Source organism: Streptomyces sp. NRRL WC-3605 (assembly GCF_001509795.1).
Taxonomy (GTDB): Bacteria; Actinomycetota; Actinomycetes; order Streptomycetales; family Streptomycetaceae; genus Streptomyces; species Streptomyces viridochromogenes.
The window spans coordinates 1-17880 of record NZ_LLZN01000080.1 but is presented as its reverse complement, the minus strand read 5'-3'; the positions used below and the strand labels follow the sequence as shown (position 1 = coordinate 17880).

Genomic DNA, 17880 nt, shown 5'->3' with positions numbered 1-17880 from the left:
CCGTGAGGCGGTTCCCGTGCGGCGCCGGAGCCGTCAGGTCGCCCCGGGGACAGCACCACCCTTCACGACCATGGGAGCACAGTGCCGGGCACCAGCCTTCCCGAAGACCGCTACAGCCGCACGGAGGCCACCCGGCTGCTGTGCGCCGGCGTCTACCAGGACGCCACCTTCCGACGCCAGGTCATCGACGAGCTCGTCGGCCACCAGGAGCGCCCCGTCGCCCCCTCCCTCGGCGTGGACGTGGTGCCGGTGCTGGCACACGCCGTCCGCGTCGCCCGCCAGGAGGTCCGGACGGCGCTGCTGATGCTCGCGGCCTGGGCCGGGTTCCTCGTCTCCGACTTCCTGATGGCGTGGGACAGCCTGTCCGACCGCTGGGGCCCCGACGCCGACGTGGGCTTCGGGGACGTGTTCCCCGCGATGTACGAGGGCACGCTGAACGTCTCCGGCGAGCTGTGGCTGCCCTGGTCCCAGCTCTACGCCGTCGTGACGCTCACCCTGTGGTTCGCCGCCGCGCTCAGCGAACGGGGGCCATCCGTCAAGGAGCTGGGGCTTCCCGCCCCGGTGGCCCGCGCCGCCGACGGCATGAGCAGCCTCGCCACCGCGGGCAGTCTGCTGTTCGTCGCCCTGTACTGGTACTGGTACCTGGCCGGGCTGCTGGACGGCACCGCGCAGACGCCGTACCCGGCGCTGTTCCCCCTCCTGATCGCGCTCATCGGCTGGCAGCACCAGGCGGCGCACCGCAAGGCGCTGTGCCAGTGGCTGTCGAAGTGGACGTTCCGCACAGCCACCCAGCCCGGCCTGCCCGCGGGCCTGCCGTACGACGGCCTGGTCCGCGACATCCGCCGCGAGCAGCACGCCCCGGTCACGCTGTACGACGTGGAGCGGCCGTTCGTCGGGCTCGGCGCACGCAAGCGGAGCTGGTCGTTCGCGATGGAGCTCCGCAAGCTGCCCGACGGCCGCCGCGACCGTATCCCCGCGCAGGTCGACGGCGGGGACCGCGGTGCCCACGACGGTCACGCGGCCGGTGGTCCGCCGCGCGCCAGGGAGCGGCTGACGGCCCGTGCCGCGCTGGACCTGATCGAGCCGCAGCTGGTGGAGCTGCGGGAGTCCGCGGCGCGCACCGGGCGCGACCGGCTGCGGGACCTGGAGATCGAGCGGTTCCTGTTCCTGCCGGGAGGCGTCGGCCGGTCGGAGCAGGTGGAGCTCGGGGGCGTGGACGACGCGAGCGCCCACGCCGTCACGGACCGGGGCCGCGGCACCGCCGAGTACGCCGTCTACGACCCGGAGCAGATCGCCGCGCATCTGGACGAGGCGATCGACGAGGGCGGCGAGGCCCGGCGCGTCTTCCTGCGCGTCCGTGTCGGCGGCTGGCACGAACAGCTCGTGGTGACGGTGCTGGTGCGCGTGCACACCCAGGGCGGGATGCTCGTCCTGGAGGCCGAGTCCTATGTGCTGGGGCCGATCCGCAAGGAGTTCCGCGGCGTGGACGCGCTGGTGGAGCGGCTGCCGGAGAAGTGGCACAGCGCGGCGCTGCGCGCCCTGCGGCACGCTCCCGCGATCGGCCTGGACTGCGCGATCGGCGCGCTCGGCGGTCTGCGCCGGGAGATCGCCGCCGGCTGGTCCGAGGGGGCGGAGCCGCCGGACGTGCCCCGTGTGTCGCTGCGGGGGCTCGCCGCGCAGCAGAAGCTATCGCGCTTCCAGGACATGGACGCCGAGCGGTACATCAAGACGGTCGAGGAGCGGATCGTGGGCGGTGTCCGTACGGCGCTGCGCGAACACGGCTACCGGACCGAGGAGTTCGAGCAGCACATCTACCAGGTCAGCGGTGGAGGCGTCTTCATCCAGGACATGTCGGGCGGCTCCATCGCCACCGGCAGCCACGGACAGGCGAACTCGCACACCGCTCCCCCGCCCGGCAGCGGCCGTGCGCGTCAGGAAGGTAACCCCGCATGAGCCAGAACACCACCTCCCCGCAGCCCGCCGGGAGCGAGGGCCCGGACGCGGCCGGAGGCGGCGTCACCATCGGGTCGATGACCGGCGGCTCCATCGCCACCGGCCGGGAGGGCCGGGCCGTGTCGTACAACACCACGGGTGGCGCTCCGCTCGACACCGCCCATCAGGAACTGCTCACCGCCGTACGGGAGTTGCTGGCCGAGCTGCCCGAGGGGGCCGGACGCGGGGCGGACGACGCGGCCCTGCACGACGAACTCGTGGGCCTGCAGGAGGAGCTCACCCGCTCGGGCACGGCGGAGCAGGGGCGCCTCACCCGGGTGCTGGGCGGCGTGCGGCGCTGGCTCGGCTCGCAGGCGGCAGCGGCGGGCGCGGTGGCGTCGGCGACCGCCGTGGTGCAGGGCATCGCCCAGTTGCTCGGCTGACGCCGACCGGACAGTGCGAGACGGCCGGCAGCCTGGAGGGACGACGGCGATGAAGGTGTACGACAGGGAGCGGCAGGACTGGGCGGACGGGCGCCGTGAACGCCTGTACCAGCCGGACCGGGACCTGGATCTGCCGCGCCAGCAGCGCGTGGTGCGGCGCGGCGGCATGGTCCTGGCCGCGGTGGGGATGTGCTTCGGCGTGTGGGCGTTCGGCTGGAAGGACGAGCCGGAACCGCCTCCGCCGCCCCCGTCCCCCACCGCGCAGGAGCAGGAGGGGACCGAGCCCTCCGACCCGGCGACGGAGAGCACGGACGGCACGGCCACGGCGTCGGCGGTCCTGCCCGGGGGCTACGCCGAGGTGCAGGACGACGAAGGGTTCCGTATCGCGGTCCCCGCCGACTGGACGGCGGAGCGCAGCGAGTCGAAGTACGGCATCCGGATCGTCGACTACAGCAGCCCGGACGGACTGCGCCGCCTGCAGATCTTCCAGCTGGAGGAGTTCGCGCCGTACGACTCGCTCGTCATCGCCCAGGAGGCGGCCGCCCGGCTGGACGGGTACGAACGGATCGACATGGGCCCGATCCCGTCGGCGCCCGACGACGCCGCCGAACACGAGTACCGGGCCACCGAGATCGCCGGCGAGTCGGACTCCGGGACCGTGCGGCATGTCATCGACCACCGGTTCCGGGCGGCCGACGGCAATCGCTACGCGCTGGTCGCCTACGGCCCCGACAACGACGACTCCGCCGAACGGGAGCTGATCGACACGGCCGCCGCCTGGTTCTGCCCGCCCGGGGAGACCTGCCCCGCGCCCGGCGGCCCGGACGGCGGGTGAGCCGTCCGGCCGCGCGTGGGTGGCAGCGCGGCCGGGCCGGAGTGATCCTTGGACAGGCGTGTCGTTCGGGGGTCCGGTGGTGCAGGAGGTCCGGTGGGAAAGCTCGTGGTCGCCGGTGTGGACGGTTCGTCGTCGTGCCGGGCGGCGGTGGAGACGGCCGCGCACGAGGCCGGGCGGCGCGGTGCCGGGCTGCGGGTGGTGCATGCCTTCGGCCCCTTGACCCGGCCGATGTACTCGCCGCCGGACCCGGCCCCGGTGGAGGAGCTGATGCGGGAGGCGGCGGACCACGCCCACGCGGTGGCCCCCGAGCTGGAGATCACCCATGAGGTGGTGCACGGCGGCGCGGTGGAGGTGCTGACCGCCGAGTCACGGACCGCGGACCTGCTGGTCGTCGGCGCCCGGGGTGTCGGCGGCTTCGTCGGGATGCTGCTGGGGTCGACGGCCGTCTCCCTCGCCGCGCACGCCCTGTGCCCGGTGCTGGTGATCCGGGGCGAACCGCACGAGAGCGGTCCGGTCGTGGTCGCCGTCGACGGGTCCCCGCAGGGCGAGCGCGCCCTGGAGTTCGCCGTCGCCGAGGCGGAGCTGCGCGGGGCCGAACTGCTCGCCGTGCACGTGTGGCAGCCGGACTACGCGCCGGCCGGTACGGGCGTGGAGGCCGCCGAGCGGCTGCTGTCGCTGGCGCTCGCCGGGTTCGCCGAGCGGTACCCGGACGTGGTGGTCAGGCAGCAGGTGCTGAGCGGCGAACCCCGCGAGATGCTGATCGAGTCCAGCAGGAACGCCCAGGTCGTCGTGGTGGGCGCGCGGGGACGCGGGGGTTTCGCCGGGCTGCTGCTCGGCTCGGTCAGCCAGGCCGTGCTGCACCACGCGCACTGCCCGGTGGCCGTCGTCCGCGGCAGGGACTGACCGCCTGGATGCATCGGTCTCAAGGCCGTACGTCCACGTAGTCGCCGGTGGCCTTGGCCGCGCCCGTGGTGGTGGTGCCGGCGAAGTTCCAGCGCCAGTAGCCGTCCTTGGCGGCCTCGACCATGATGTGCAGGTCGCCGGTGCCGTTCGTCCTGGCGGTCGCCACCGTGGTGTAGGCGCTGGAGTCCTTGGGGCGGAACTGCAGCGTGACCGTCCGGCCCGCGTATCCGGTGTACCGGTAGGTGTCCCAGTCGGCCCGTACGAGGCGGCCCGTGACGATGAACCGGGCGCCCTTGGTCACCGGTTCCGGCGAGGCGTTCACCGTGAGCCGTGCGGCCCGCTTGAGGGAGAACGACCCCACGTCCCGGGCGAAGACGGACGTGCCGTCCCCGGTGTCGGCGAGCGCGTCGACGGACCAGGTGCCCGCCTGCGCGTTGCCGAGGTCCACCGGGTCGTCGGCGCCGGGCGCGAGGTGCGCGTCGACGGTGAACCTCGTCGTGCAGGCCGTGGCGGTCTCGCAGAAGGCGTCCGTGGTGTAGAAGCCGCCGTGCGGCCCCTTCAGGTCGACGTCGACGAACGTCAGGGCGGGGTCGCCCGAGCCGGTGACCGTGACCGGGAAGGTCACGTCGTGCGTGGTGCCCACGACGACGTCACGCCCCTCGTTGACGACGGCCTGGCCGACCACCGGCCCGCCCGCGCGGTCCACGGGGGCGGCCCCGGCCGGGACACCGGCTCCCGCCAGCAGCACCACGGCGGTTCCCACGACGACACCGCGACGACTCATCGTTCCTCCAAGGGGGCGCTCCCACTGCCGCGTTCGGCACTGCGTACGACTGCCGAAGGGGCCCGGCCGTTGCCCTCCCCGCAGACATGAGTCCGCCGGATGGGGGCATTCGGGCAAGGCAGCCAACAGTGAGGAGAGCGCGGCGCGTTCGGCGTCGCGCGAGGCGACAGGGAGTGTGCAATGGCGAGTTACGGTGGTTCCTCGGCCGCGACCTCGGGGTCGCGCACCAACGGCATGGCGATCGCGAGCCTGGTCTGCGGCATCGTGGGGCTGTTCATCCTGAACATCATCCTCGGCCCCCTGGCCATCGTCTTCGGTGCCCTCGCCCGGCGTCAGGCGGGTGGGAAGAACGGCGCGGGCATGGCGAAGGCGGGCATCATCCTCGGCGTGGTCGACGTGGTCCTGTGGATCCTGTTCGTCACGCTCGCCGCGAGCAACGGTGGCTTCAGCTGGTACGTCGGCGGCTGACCGCCGCGGGGACACCCGTACGGCCGCGGGGCGTGAGCACGCGACGACGGGGCATCCGCTCAGGGGGCCGCGGGAGCGGCCCCCTGACGTACCCCTCTTCTCGCCCTGTGGGAGACCCGACGTGATACTCGACGGCATACCGGCACCCAGTCCCGAGCAGGACAGACCGTCGGCGGCGGAGGACCGCAAGCAGCGCTTGCGCCGCCGTCTGGAACGGCTCATCGGGGTGGCGGCGACGGAGGGCAACACGCTCGTCCCGCTGCGCAACGGCGACGAGATCTTCCCCGCGATGCTCGGCGCGATCCGCGCGGCCGAGCACACCATCGACATGATGACCTTCGTCTACTGGAAGGGTCAGATCGCCCGTGACTTCGCCGTCGCCCTCGCCGACCGCGCCCGCGCGGGTGTACGGGTGCGGCTGCTGCTGGACGGGTTCGGCGCGAAGGAGATCGAGGGCCGGCTGCTCGAGCTGATGAGCTCGGCCGGCGTGCAGATCGCGTGGTTCCGCAAGCCCGTGTGGCTGTCCCCGTTCAAGCAGAACCACCGCTGTCACCGCAAGGCCCTCGTCGTCGACGAGCACACCGCGTTCACCGGGGGTGTGGGGATCGCCGAGGAGTGGTGCGGCGATGCCCGCAACCCCTCGGAGTGGCGGGACACGCACGTACAGGTCCGTGGCCCGGCGGTCGACGGGATCGCCGCCGCGTTCGCACAGAACTGGGCGGAGTGCCACGAGGAGCTCTTCGACGAGCGCGACCGCTTCACCGAGCACCCGCAGGAGGGGTCGTCGGTGGTGCAGGTGGTGCGCGGGTCCGCCAGCATCGGCTGGCAGGACATGCAGACCCTCATCCGGGTCATGCTCACCTCGGCGGAGGAACGCTTCCGGCTGGCCACCGCCTACTTCGCGCCCGACGACTACTTCGTCGACCTGCTGTGCCGGACCGCCGAACGCGGGGTGCGCGTCGAGATCCTGCTGCCCGGGCCGCACACCGACCAGCGGGCCTGCCAGCTCGCGGGCCAGCAGCACTACACGCGGCTGCTCGAAGCCGGCGTGCACATCCGGCAGTACCAGCCGACGATGATGCACGCGAAGATCATCACCGTGGACTCGGTGGCCGCCCTGATCGGCTCCACCAACTTCAACCGGCGGTCCATGGACCACGACGAGGAGGTCATGCTCGCCGTGCTGGACGAGGACTTCACCGCCACCCTCGACCGGGACTTCGAGGCCGACCTCGAGAAGAGTGTGGAGATCGACCTGAGCCGGTGGCGGCGGCGCGCCGCGGTGCAGCGTGTGAAGGAGGCCGCGGTCACGCCCATCCGGCGCTTCCTCTGAGCGGGGCGCTCAGTCCAGGCAGAACTCGTTGCCCTCGATGTCCCGCATCACGATGCAGGAGTCGTCCCCGCCGTCGTACAGCAGGCGCTCGCGGACCGCGCCCAGCGGGAGGAGACGCGCGCACTCGGCCTCCAGCGCGGCGAGGCGTTCCTCGCCCCGGAGGCCGGTGCCGACCCGCACGTCGAGGTGGACCCGGTTCTTGACGACCTTGCCCTCGGGGACGCGCTGGAAGTACAGCCGCGGCCCCACCCCGGAGGGGTCCTGGCAGGCGAACCACGCGCCGCGCTCCTCCTCCGGCTGGGCGGCGCGGTAGGCGTCCCAGGTGCCGAAGCCGGCCGGGGGCGACGGCACCTCATACCCGAGGACCTCGCACCAGAAGCGGGCGAGGCGCTCCGGATCGGCGCAGTCGAACGTGACCTGGACCTTCCTGATCGTTGACACGGGAGGCACCCTAACAACGGGTGCCCGCATGCTCATCCGTTTTTCGTCCACGCGTACGGGCGTTCGGGGTGCGGGCCGGGAATGACCTTGGACCCGGGCGGGTTTCCCGAGCATGACGACGAACGCGCAGCCCGAGGTGCTCCGGTACACCGCCTTCTCCACCTCCTCCGAGGGGGGCAACCGCGCCGGTGTGGTCCTGGACGCCACCGGTCTCGACGACGCGGAGATGCTGGCGATCGCCGCGGACCTCGGGTACTCGGAGTCCGCCTTCCTCACGGCGCCTCCCGCGGACAGCGGGGGCCCCGAGGGGCGGGCGTACACCATCCGCTACTTCAGCCCCAAGGCGGAGGTGCCGTTCTGCGGGCACGCCACCGTCGCGGCGGCGATCGCGCTGTCCGAGCGGATCGGGCCCGGCGAGCTGGTGTTCACGACGCCCGCCGGTGTCGTGCCGGTGGAGGTGACGGACGACGGCGGGACGGTCAGGGCGACCCTCACCAGTGTGGAGCCGCGTCTGGAGGACGTAGAGGACGCCGATCTCGACGAGGCGCTGGCCGCGCTCGACTGGCCGGCCGCCGATCTCGACCCGGCCTTTCCGCCCCGCGTCGCCTTCGCGGGCGCCCGTCATCTCGTCCTCGCGGCCGCGACCCGCGGCCGCCTGGCCGACCTGTCGTACGACTTCGCTCGTCTGGAGGCCCTGATGCACCGACTCGACCTCACGACGGTCCAGTTGGTGTGGCGTGAGTCCCCCACCGTCTTCCATGTGCGGGACCCCTTCCCGGTCGGCGGGGTCGTCGAGGACGCGGCGACCGGCGCCGCCGCGGCCGCGTTCGGCGCCTACGCCCGGGAGCTGGGCCTGGTCCCGGAGGACGCCGTCCTGACCCTGTTCCAGGGCCAGGACATGGGCCGCCCGGGCGAGCTGACGGTGACGCTGCGCGCGGGCGACCCACGGGTCCGGGTGAGCGGCGCGGGCACCCGCATCGGCTGACCCGGCGGGGCTGAAGGCTGTCGCAGAACAGCCTTCAGGCGCCGTCGCGGCGGCAGCGCAGGAAGAGGTGGGGCTCGGGGCCGGCGTCCGGGTGGTCGGGGGTGAAGAGCGCGGTCTGCGTGGACAGCACCGTCAGTCCTGCGTCCCGGGCCAGGGCGAGCACGCCGTCCTCCGGGAAGCTGGTCGCGCGGATCGCCCGGCCCATGAAGACCACCTCGAAATCCTCCACGTCTGCGGGCACCGTGGCCAGCACCAGGTGCCCGCCCGGCTTCAGCGTGGAGGCCAGCCGCCGCATCAGCGCCGTCTGGTCGGCGCGGGACATCTGGAGCAGCGAGAAGAACACGCACACCCCGTCGAAGGAGCGCTCCTCCAGCGGGAGTTCGCGGATGTCGGCGTGGCGGAACTCGGCGCCCGGCACCTGACGGGTGGCCAGGTCGACCATGACCGGGGAGACGTCGACGCCGAGCACGGAGTGGCCCGCGGCCACGAGCACCGCGGCCGTGGGCCGTCCGGTGCCGCTGCCCACGTCGAGGACGTGTCCGCCGTCCGGCGGCAGCTGCCCGGTCAGCCACTCCAGCGCGGACAGGTGCGCTGGAGCGTGCGCGAAGGCCTTCTCGTACTCCGTGCCCAGTGCGTCGAACAGCACCGCCGCGGGCGGCCGTCGGTCGTCATGGCTCACGTCGTCGTCCCCTTCCGTCGCCGGAGTGCATGGTCGCACCGGCCGGGTACACGCCACAACGGGCGCCCGGTGCGCGTCCCGCCGCGACGGGCGGGGGACAATGGGGGCGTACCCAACGGACGACGTGTGCGTAAGGAGCAGGACATGCAGGACGCGCGTGCGGGGCAGGTCGCGGGGCCCGAGGACCTGGTCGATGTGGCCCGGCTGGTGACGGCCTACTACGCCCTGCGCCCCGACCCGGCCGAGCCCGGGCAGCGGGTGGCGTTCGGCACCTCCGGGCACCGCGGCTCGTCCCTGGCGGTGGCCTTCAACGACGACCACATCGCCGCGACCAGCCAGGCCATCTGCGAGTACCGGGCCGCGCAGGGCACCGACGGCCCCCTGTATCTGGGCGCCGACACCCACGCCCTGTCCGAGCCGGCCCGGGTCACGGCCCTGGAGGTCTTCGCGGCCAACGACGTGACCGTCCTGATCGACCAGAACGACGGGTACACGCCGACCCCGGCCGTCTCGCACGCGATCCTCACGTACAACCGGGGCCGTACGTCCGCGCTCGCGGACGGCGTGGTGGTCACGCCCTCACACAACCCGCCCGCCGACGGCGGTTTCAAGTACAACCCGCCCAGCGGCGGCCCCGCCGGCTCCGAGGCGACCCGCTGGATCCAGGACCGCGCCAACGAGATCATCGCGGGCGGCCTGAAGGACGTACGGCGCATCCCCTACAGCCGCGCCCTGGCCGCGCCCGGCACCGGCCGCCACGACTTCCTCGGCGCGTACGTCGCCGACCTGCCGCAGGTGCTGGACCTGGACGCGATCCGGTCGGCCGGGGTGCGCATCGGCGCCGACCCGCTCGGCGGGGCGTCCGTCGCCTACTGGGGCCGTATCGCCGAGGAGCACCGCCTGGATCTGACGGTGGTCAATCCGCTCACCGATCCCACCTGGCGTTTCATGACGCTGGACTGGGACGGCAAGATCCGCATGGACTGCTCCTCGCCGTACGCGATGGCCTCGCTGATCGAGCGGCGCGACCGGTTCGACATCGCCACCGGGAACGACGCGGACGCCGACCGGCACGGCATCGTCACCCCGGACGGTGGCCTGATGAACCCCAACCACTATCTGGCCGTGGCGATTTCGTACCTCTTCTCGCACCGGGAGCAGTGGCCGGCGGGCGCGGGGATCGGCAAGACCCTGGTGTCGTCCGGCATGATCGACCGGGTGGCCGCGGACGTCGGCCGGCAACTCGTCGAAGTACCGGTCGGGTTCAAGTGGTTCGTCGACGGCCTGTCGGACGGCTCGCTCGGCTTCGGCGGCGAGGAGTCGGCGGGCGCGTCCTTCCTGCGCCGCGACGGCTCGGTGTGGACCACCGACAAGGACGGCATCATCCTGGCGCTGCTCGCCTCCGAGATCACGGCCGTCACCGGCCGGACGCCGTCCCAGCACTATGCGGGGCTCACCGAGCGTTTCGGCTCCCCCGCCTACGCGCGGATCGACGCGCCCGCCACGCGCGAGGAGAAGGCGCTGCTCGCGAAGTTGTCCCCGCGCCAGGTCACCGCCGACACCCTCGCCGGTGAGCCGGTCACCGCGGTGCTCACCGAGGCCCCGGGCAACGGGGCCGCCCTCGGCGGCATCAAGGTCGCCACGGACAGCGCCTGGTTCGCGGCCCGCCCGTCGGGCACCGAGGACGTCTACAAGATCTACGCCGAGTCGTTCCAGGGCGCTGAGCATCTGCGGCGGGTCCAGGAGGAGGCCAAGTCCGTGGTCCTCGCGGCGCTGGGCGGCTGACGGGCGGGAGCCGCCGGAGCGGCGCGGGCTCGGGGGACCTCAGGCTCGGACGGGTCAGGATCCGGCGAAGTGTCTAAAATAGGGACACATCGTCTCCGGCCCCAGGAGCAGGCATGTCCAGCCAACCCGCGCCGACCCGCAGCACCGCTCGTCAGGCCGTGGAGCAGGAGCTGTCACGGCTGCGCACGGAGCGCGACACCGTCGCCTCGACCCTCAGGGACTCGGACGCCTCGGTCGGCGACCTCGCCGACGCGGCCGACGAGTTGCAGCGCGCGAACGACCTGCGCCGGATCGACGCCAGGATCACGGAGCTCACGGCGCGGCTGGACACCGCCGACACGGCGGGCCCGCCGCGGGACGACCGCGTGGACGTGGGCAGCACGGTCACCGTGCGGTTCACCGACGGCTCCCAGGAGACGTTCCAGGTCGGGGAGACGACCGTGGGCTCGGACGGTTCGCTGGTCACCGTCGACAGCCCGCTCGGCCGGGCCCTGCTGGGCCATGAACCGGGCGACACGGTGCACTACCACACACCGGGCGGCTCGGAGAGCGCGGTCGTGGTCTCCCTGGGGCGGGCCGACTGACCGTTCCGCCCCCAACCGGCTTGTTCCCAGGGCGTGATCGTCTCTTCACAGCAGCCGTGCCGCCCTGGCGGCGACCTCCTCGGCAGGGGACGTCACGTCGAGTCGTGCGCCCTGCTCGTCCGGCTCCAGGGGTTCCAGCGTCCGCAGTTGCGAGGCGAGCAGCCCGGGGGGCATGAAGTGGCCGCTCCGCCGCCCGACGCGCTCCGCGAGCAGCCGCGGGTCACCGGTGAGATGCAGGAAGAAGACGCTCGGGCAGGCCGCGCGCAGGACGTCCCGGTAGCGGCGTCTGAGCGCGGAGCAGCTGACGACGGCGCCCGTGCCGGCGGTCTCGTGCGCGTACAGCAGCCGGCCGACGCTCTCCAGCCAGGGCAGGCGGTCCGCGTCGTCGAGGGGGTCGCCCGCCGACATCTTGGCGATGTTGGCCGGCGGATGCAGGTCGTCGGCGTCCGCGAAGGGGACCTGGAGGCGTGCGGCCAGCAGCCGGCCCACCGTGGACTTGCCCGTCCCGGACACCCCCATGACCACGACGCAGGGGCGGCGGGCGTCGCGCACTGTCACCGGGCGGGCGGGCCGTCGGAGCCGGCCGGGTACTCCTCCAGCGGCACGCGGTCATCGCGCCACGCGGACAGCACGGGCTCGACGACCCGCCACGCCTCCTCCGCCTCGTCCGCGCGGATCGACAGGGCCGGGTCGCCCGTGAGCACGTCCAGCAGGACCCTGCCGTAGGCGGGCAGGGGCGGCGGGTCCATCCGGGCGGTGAGCGAGAGCGGGGTGAACTCGTGGGTGGGTGAGCCGGTGCCCGTCAGGACCAGGGTGAGCCCTTCGGGTTCGAGCTGGAAGCGGAGCACGTTCGGCAGGGCCGTCTCGCCGTGGCCGAACGGCAGATGGGGTACGGAGCGGAAGCGGACGGCCACCTCCTTGCGGTTCGTGCCCAGCGCCTTGCCGCTGCGCAGCCGGAAGACGCACCCGGCCCACCGCCAGTTGTCGATCTCCAGTTCCACCTCGGCGAAGGTCTCGGTGCGGCGCGCCGGGTCGACGCCCTCCTCGTCGGCGTAGGCGGGGATGTCCCGGTCGCCGATCCGGCCCGGCAGGTAGCGTGCGCGGCGGGTGCGGCGCACGGCGTCCTCGTCGGTCAGCGGCCGCACCGAGCGCAGCACGTCGACCTTGCGGTCCCGCAGGTCGCGCTCGCCGAGGGTGATCGGCGGTTCCATGGCGACCAGGCACAGCAGTTGCAGCAGATGGTTCTGGATCATGTCCTTGAGGGCGCCGACGTGGTCGTAGTAGCCGGCCCGGCCCTCCAGGGCGAGGGACTCGTCCCAGACGATCTCGACCTCGGCGATGTGCGTGCTGTTCCACAGCGGCTCCAGCACCCGGTTGGTCAGCCGGCTGCCGAGGACGTTCTGCACCGTCGTCATGGCCAGGAAGTGGTCGACGCGGAACACCGCCTCTTCCGGCACCAGCCCGGCGAGCAGCCGGTTCAGCTCCCGCGCTCCGGCCAGGTCCTCGCCGAACGGCTTCTCCAGGACGATCCGGCTGCCCTCCGGCAGTCCGGCGTCGTGCAGCGCGACGACCGCCGCGGGGAACACCGCCGGGGGCAGCGCCAGATAGACGGCGACGGGCCCGTCCCCGTCGAGGGCGGCGGCGACCTCGGCGGGGTCGGTGACGTCGCACCGCACGTAGCGGGCCGACGCCACCACGGCCTCCTCGTCCGGGGACCGCTCGGGGCCGAGCCGCTCCGCCGCCCACTCCCGGTAGCGCGCGGTGCTCCAGGACTGGCGCCCGGCGCAGACCAGGTCCAGGTCGTCGCCGAGGTGGCCCGCGCCCCGCAGGGCGGCCAGCGCGGGCAGCAGGAAACGGGCGGTGAGGTCGCCCGTGGCACCGAAGACGGCCAGCCGTTTGATCATCGCCGGGTGCCCGCCCTCGCCCGGGCCAGGTTCACACCGCTCGCGACGACCCCGATGTGGCTGAACGCCTGCGGGAAGTTCCCCATGAACTCTCCTGTCGTGGGATCGATCTGTTCCGACAGCAGCCCCAGCGGGCTCGCCCGGGCGCACAGCGAGGCGTAGAGGTCCTCCGCCTCCTCGATCCTGCCCTGTGCGACGAGGTTGTCCACCAGCCAGAAGCTGCACAGCACGAACGCGCCCTCGTCCCCGGCGAGCCCGTCGGGTGACTCGTCGTGAAGATAGCGGTACAGCAGACCGCCGCCGGCCGACAGGCGCTCGGCGATCGCGGTCGTGGTCGCCGTCATCCGGGGGTGGCCGGCCGGCACGACCTCGCGCAGCGGCAGGGCGAGGAGACTGGCGTCGAGGATCCCGCCGCCGTCCAGGTGCGCGCTGAGGGTCCGCGCCCCGGGGTCCCAGGAGTCCAGGACGAGCTGCCGCAACCGTTCCGCAGCCGCCCGCCAGACGGTGACGGGGCCGGGCAGTCCGAGGTGTTCACCGATCCGCGCGGCCCGGTCCAGGGCGACCTGGCAGAGCCCGGCCGAGTAGGTGAACACGCGGCCCTCGCTGCGCACCTCCCAGATCCCCTGGTCGGGGTGGCGCCACGCCTGCTCGGCGGTGTCCGCGAGACCGGCCAGGCTCGCCCACAGCGCCGGCTGGATCTCACCGCCGGCGCGCAGCCACTGGTGGGCGCAGTCCAGGATCTCGCCGTACACGTCGTGCTGACGCTGGTCGGCGGCGCCGTTGCCCCAGCGCACCGGGGCGGACCCCCGGTACCCCTCCAGGGCGGCGTCCACGACCTCGTCGGGCACCGGTCCGCCTCGCAGGTCGTACATGATGCGGGACCGTCCGGTGTCCTCGAAGGCGTCGAGGACCCAGCCGAGGAAGGCGTCGGCCTCGCCGCCGAAGCCGATGCGGCGCAGGGCGAACACGGCGTAGGCGGCGTCGCGGATCCAGGCGTAGCGGTAGTCCCAGTTCCGGATGCCGCCGATCGGGGCGGGCAGGGAGGACGTGGGGGCGGCGACGAGTGAGCCGTGCGCCCAGTCGTCGCAGAGTTTCAGCGTGATCGCGGAGCGCCGTACCAGGCGTTCCTCCGGGCCGTCGTAGGCGAGGTGGCGCGTCCAGCGGTGCCATGCGTCGGTGGTGGCCCGCAGCATCGCCTCCGCGTCGAACCGGTGGTGCCGGTGGAAGCGCCCCCAGGACAGGACGACGTCGAGCCGGTCGCCCTGCCGCAGGTCGTGGACGGTGCGCAGGCCGTCGAGCGGACGGTTGGAGCGCAGGTGCAGCCGCAGGTCGGGGCGCCCGGCGGGCAGCACCTCGAGTCCGCTGAACACCGCCCGGGTCCGGGCGCCGCCGCGGGGCGCCAGTTCGGCGCGCAGCCGGACGTGCCCGGCCAGCACCCGTGCCGAGCGGACGAGCTCGCCGCGGGCGGCCGGCACGTCGTCGGTGAGGTCGGCGCCGGACCGCAGCGCCAGCGCGTCGGTGACCTGGACGAGCCCGGTGGGGCCGCGCAGTTCGGTGACCAGGACGCCGGTGTCCGGAACGTAGTACTGCCGCGCCTCCACGAGGTCGTCGGGTACGAGGGTGAAGTGGCCGCCCCGGGCGTGGTCCAGCAGGCCGCACAGGACGGGCTCCGAGTCGAAGCGGGGCAGGCAGAGCCAGGGGATGGAGCCGTCGACGCCGACGAGGGCGGCGGTCGTGCCGTCACCGATGAGTCCGAGGTCCTCCAGCGGCAGGCAGCCGTCGCGCCGGCGGACCGGCCGGAACGGTGGGTCGGGGTCGTGCATGCGGGTTCGCCTCCACGGCGTCGGCGTCGAGGACGCGGGGCCCTCATGCCGATCGTGCCGGGTCCCGCGGCGGCCGGGCGGCCGGTGCCGCCTTTCCGGTGACGTCCGGGGGCCGTCCGGTGCAAGGCGTGTTTCGTCCGGCCGGGTGCGATGAGTTCCGGGCGCCGCGGCGGTCTGTCCTGTGACGCCGTGCGCACGGCGCACTGCCCACGCACCGACGCACCGATCCCGGAGGAAATGATGACCACCGCTCCCCGTGACCCGGACACCTCGCTGTCCGGCCGCCCGCCCGTCGTCGACATGGCCACCTGGCAGAAGGCCCGGGACGAGCTCCTGGTCCGGGAGAAGGCGCACACCCGTGCGGGTGACGCCCTCGCGGCCGACCGGCGCCGGCTGCCGATGGTGGAGTTCGACGGCACGGCCGAGGTCGTCGGACCCGCCGGCCCGGTCCCGTTCCTCGACCTGTTCGAGGGCCGTGACGAACTCCTCGTCTACAAGCACATGTGGTACGACGGCGCCCCGCACCAGGGCCAGTGCGAGGGCTGCACGACGGCCGCCTGGCACATGAGGGACGCCGTGTACCTGAACGCCGCGGCGTCTCCTTCGCCATCGTGACCACCGGCCCGTGGGACGAGGTGGCCGCCTTCACGGACTTCATGGGGTACACGCAGCCCTGGTACTCGGTGCGCGGTCTGGACGAGCCGGTCGGCGGCGCGATGGGCTATCTCACCGCCTATCTGCGCGACGGCGACCGCGCGTTCCTGACCTACCGGACGACGGGCCGCGGCAACGAGCCGGCCAACAACTCGCTCGCCCTGCTCGACATGACGCCCCACGGGCGCGGTGAGGCGTGGGAGGAGCACCCCGAGGGCGGCTCCCCCGCCCATGACGCCTGCTGGTACTGGCGCTCGGACGCCGACGGCAACCCCACCTGGGGTCCGGCCAGCCGGCCCGCGGCGCAGTGGACGCGGCCCGGCGTCACCCGTGAGACGACGCTCGGCCGCCGCGGCCCGCACCACTGACGTCCGGCCGCGGCTACCGCTCGCCTGCCCGCACGACCACGACCGGGCAGGCGGCGTGCTGCACACAGTGCTGCGCCACCGACCCGAGGAGCAGTCCGGCGAACCCGCCGCGGCCCCGGCTGCCGACCACGAGCAACGACGCCTCGTGGGACACGTCGACCAGGACCCCGGCGGGGGCGCCGTAGCGCACCTCGGTGCGGACCTGCACCGGCGGCCGGGACCCCAGGGTGTCCTGGACCGCCTCGGTGAGCTCGTCACGGGCACGTGCCTCCAGGGCCGCCTCGTCGCCGCTCTCCGGCGGCAGCCAGCCGAGCGCCCCGTGGTACGCCGGCATGACCCAGGCACCGACCACCCGCACCTCGCCGCCGGTGAGCCCCGCCTGCCGTACCGCCCAGCGCAGGGCCTGCCGGGACGCGTCCGAGCCGTCCACCCCGACCACCACCCGGTCCGCTGTCCCGTCCTGCTCGGCCATGTCTCCTCCTCGGCTCGACGGCCCGGCTCCAGCCTCGTACCGACGGCGGCCCGCCGCAGTCCCACAGGGCCGGCCGGGGGCGTCAGAGGCGGACGACGATCAGCGCGATGTCGTCGGAGGAGCCGCCCGCGACGTCGAGCCGGGCGAGCAGCGCGTCGGCCAGCCGGTCCGCCCCGAGAGCGCCGGCCTGGGCGAGGGCGGTGGTCAGCCGGGCCAGGCCGACGTCGATGTCCTCCCCGCGGCGTTCGATGAGGCCGTCGGTGTAGAGCACGAGGGTGTCGCCGGGCTGGTAGGAGACACCGGCCTGGGGGCGGGGCACATGGTGCTCGCGGGTTCCCAGGGGCGGGTCGGTCGCCTTGTCCAGCAGCTCGAACGAGCCGTCGGTGTGGAGCAGCACGGGCGGCGGATGCCCGGCGTTGCTGTAGATGATCAGCCGGCTGCGGGTGTCGACGAGGACCTTGACGGCGGTCGCCGCCGTGGCGCCCTCCACGGAACGGGCGTACAGCCCTAGCACCTCCAGCGCCTGGGCCGGGCTGGGGATGGCCCGGATCACCGCGCTGAGGGCGCTGCGGAGCATGCCCATGACGGCGGCGGCGTGCAGGCCGTGGCCGACGACGTCCCCGACGGCGGCGGCGTAGCGGTCGGGCGGCAGGTCGACGACGTCGTACCAGTCGCCGCAGACGTTGAGCGAGGAGGCGGCGGGCAGATAGCGCACGGCGATGTCGTCGTGGTGGAGTTCGAGGTCGGGGGCCGAGAGCATGGCCTCCTGGAGCGCCACGCCGATCTGGCGTTCCCGGGCGTGGGCCTGGCGCAGTTCCTGGTTCAGCCGGTGCACCTCACGGGCGCGGACGTACAGCTCGGCGGCCATGCCCTTCTCCAGGTCGGTCAGTTCGCCGGCCGGCTCCTGGGCACGCTGGGAGCGGACGAACCCGGTGACGTCGTCGGCGCGCTGGACGATCCACCGCACCGCGCCGTCCGGTCCGGCGATCGGGGTGTGGATCTCGGACCACCAGCGCTCCTCGAAGCCGTCCGGGGCGTCGGGGGCGGGGATGTCGTAGCGCTGGAGCACCAGGGTGTCCGGTTTCCCGCTGTTCAGGACACGCGTCAGGGAGGCTCTGAGGGTGGCCTCGGCGTGTTCGGCGTGGGCACCGGGGTTCTCCGGCAGGGCGTCGAAGAAGGGCTTGCCGATGAGTTCGTCCGGGGTGCGCCCGGTGGTCCTCAGAAAGGCCGGGTTGACGTAGCGGATCACCAGGTCCGCGTCCAGCACGAGGTACGGGCTCGGTGTGGCGTCGAAGAAGGCCGTGAATTCGATGTCCGCCGTCATGCGCGCTCTCCGCACCCCCGAGCGCGATCGCCGTCGGTACCAATCTACGGGGGGTGCGGCCGCCCGGCTCTCCCGGCGGCGGGACCCGGCGGGGGCGGTGGCGAAGCCAGCGGGGCCGGTGGCGAAGCCGGCAGGGCGCGGGGCGCGCCGTCCGGGCGGGGGG

Annotated in this window: 17 protein-coding genes and 1 pseudogene; 10 read left to right on the top strand and 8 right to left on the bottom strand. The window is 73.5% G+C overall.

Annotation, left to right across the window (positions count from 1 at the left end; all coding sequences use genetic code 11):
- Window positions 1-81: 81 nt before the first annotated feature.
- The 4 genes from ADL34_RS27105 (at window position 82) to ADL34_RS27090 (ending at window position 4113) form a co-directional block, all read left to right on the top strand.
- Window positions 82-1953 (top strand): hypothetical protein, encoded by a 1872-nt coding sequence (locus ADL34_RS27105; RefSeq protein WP_062664989.1) that lies wholly within the window; start codon window positions 82-84, stop codon window positions 1951-1953.
- Window positions 1950-2375, top strand: coding sequence for a hypothetical protein (locus ADL34_RS27100; protein WP_062664987.1), 426 nt, complete (start codon window positions 1950-1952; stop codon window positions 2373-2375). The genes ADL34_RS27105 and ADL34_RS27100 overlap by 4 nt, the downstream gene beginning before the upstream one ends.
- 49 nt (window positions 2376-2424) lie before the next feature.
- Window positions 2425-3210, top strand: coding sequence for a hypothetical protein (locus ADL34_RS27095; RefSeq protein WP_062664985.1), 786 nt, complete (start codon window positions 2425-2427; stop codon window positions 3208-3210).
- Window positions 3211-3303: 93 nt separating this feature from the next.
- Window positions 3304-4113 (top strand): universal stress protein, encoded by an 810-nt coding sequence (locus ADL34_RS27090; protein ID WP_179199421.1) that lies wholly within the window; start codon window positions 3304-3306, stop codon window positions 4111-4113.
- A 19-nt stretch (window positions 4114-4132) separates the two neighbouring features.
- Here the strand turns inward: ADL34_RS27090 and ADL34_RS27085 are convergent, their stop codons facing one another.
- Window positions 4133-4897: a hypothetical protein gene (locus ADL34_RS27085; RefSeq protein ID WP_063892365.1), complete on the bottom strand. Its 765-nt coding sequence runs from the start codon at window positions 4895-4897 to the stop codon at window positions 4133-4135.
- A 180-nt stretch (window positions 4898-5077) separates the two neighbouring features.
- On the opposite strand from ADL34_RS27085, the gene ADL34_RS27080 reads away from it, so the two are divergent.
- Both ADL34_RS27080 and ADL34_RS27075 read left to right on the top strand, forming a co-directional pair.
- A complete protein-coding gene (locus ADL34_RS27080) occupies window positions 5078-5365 on the top strand; it encodes a DUF4190 domain-containing protein (protein WP_062664981.1) in 288 nt (95 codons plus the stop codon).
- Between the two features lie 121 nt (window positions 5366-5486).
- Window positions 5487-6698, top strand: coding sequence for a phospholipase D-like domain-containing protein (locus tag ADL34_RS27075; RefSeq protein WP_062664979.1), 1212 nt, complete (start codon window positions 5487-5489; stop codon window positions 6696-6698).
- Window positions 6699-6707: 9 nt separating this feature from the next.
- Here ADL34_RS27075 and ADL34_RS27070 read toward each other — a convergent pair whose 3' ends face one another.
- The gene (locus tag ADL34_RS27070; protein ID WP_062664977.1) at window positions 6708-7139 is read right to left on the bottom strand and encodes a VOC family protein; all 432 of its coding nucleotides are present in this window, start codon (window positions 7137-7139) and stop codon (window positions 6708-6710) included.
- 112 nt (window positions 7140-7251) lie between these two features.
- Between ADL34_RS27070 and ADL34_RS27065 the strand changes: the two genes are divergently transcribed.
- Entirely contained in the window at window positions 7252-8124 is an 873-nt protein-coding gene (locus ADL34_RS27065) for a PhzF family phenazine biosynthesis protein (protein ID WP_062664975.1), read from the top strand.
- 34 nt (window positions 8125-8158) lie between these two features.
- Here ADL34_RS27065 and ADL34_RS27060 read toward each other — a convergent pair whose 3' ends face one another.
- Entirely contained in the window at window positions 8159-8803 is a 645-nt protein-coding gene (locus tag ADL34_RS27060) for a class I SAM-dependent methyltransferase (RefSeq protein ID WP_062664973.1), read from the bottom strand.
- A gap of 144 nt (window positions 8804-8947) precedes the next feature.
- On the opposite strand from ADL34_RS27060, the gene pgm reads away from it, so the two are divergent.
- Together pgm and ADL34_RS27050 are read left to right on the top strand one after the other, a co-directional pair.
- Window positions 8948-10588, top strand: a complete 1641-nt coding sequence (gene pgm, locus ADL34_RS27055; protein WP_062664971.1) for a phosphoglucomutase (alpha-D-glucose-1,6-bisphosphate-dependent) — start codon at window positions 8948-8950, stop codon at window positions 10586-10588.
- A gap of 113 nt (window positions 10589-10701) precedes the next feature.
- Window positions 10702-11172, top strand: coding sequence for a GreA/GreB family elongation factor (locus ADL34_RS27050; RefSeq protein ID WP_062664969.1), 471 nt, complete (start codon window positions 10702-10704; stop codon window positions 11170-11172).
- 45 nt (window positions 11173-11217) lie between these two features.
- On the opposite strand, the gene ADL34_RS27045 is transcribed toward ADL34_RS27050, so the two are convergent.
- The 3 genes from ADL34_RS27045 to ADL34_RS27035 are packed head-to-tail and all read right to left on the bottom strand — an operon-like array spanning window position 11218 to window position 14899.
- Window positions 11218-11691, bottom strand: coding sequence for a gluconokinase (locus ADL34_RS27045; RefSeq protein WP_079034011.1), 474 nt, complete (start codon window positions 11689-11691; stop codon window positions 11218-11220).
- Between the two features lie 35 nt (window positions 11692-11726).
- Window positions 11727-13076, bottom strand: coding sequence for a glucose-6-phosphate dehydrogenase (locus ADL34_RS27040; protein ID WP_062664967.1), 1350 nt, complete (start codon window positions 13074-13076; stop codon window positions 11727-11729).
- Entirely contained in the window at window positions 13073-14899 is a 1827-nt protein-coding gene (locus ADL34_RS27035; protein ID WP_062664965.1) for a glycoside hydrolase family 15 protein, read from the bottom strand. Before ADL34_RS27035 ends, ADL34_RS27040 begins: the two co-directional genes overlap by 4 nt.
- Before the next feature lie 240 nt (window positions 14900-15139).
- Between ADL34_RS27035 and ADL34_RS27030 the strand changes: the two are divergent.
- Window positions 15140-15921 (top strand): annotated as a pseudogene (locus tag ADL34_RS27030) (DUF899 family protein).
- Between the two features lie 13 nt (window positions 15922-15934).
- Here the strand turns inward: ADL34_RS27030 and ADL34_RS27025 are convergent.
- Complete coding sequence (locus ADL34_RS27025; RefSeq protein WP_062664963.1) at window positions 15935-16393, bottom strand: universal stress protein; 459 nt, start codon at window positions 16391-16393, stop codon at window positions 15935-15937.
- An 82-nt stretch (window positions 16394-16475) separates the two neighbouring features.
- Window positions 16476-17717, bottom strand: a complete 1242-nt coding sequence (locus ADL34_RS27020; RefSeq protein WP_062664961.1) for a PP2C family protein-serine/threonine phosphatase — start codon at window positions 17715-17717, stop codon at window positions 16476-16478.
- Window positions 17718-17880: the final 163 nt, after the last annotated feature.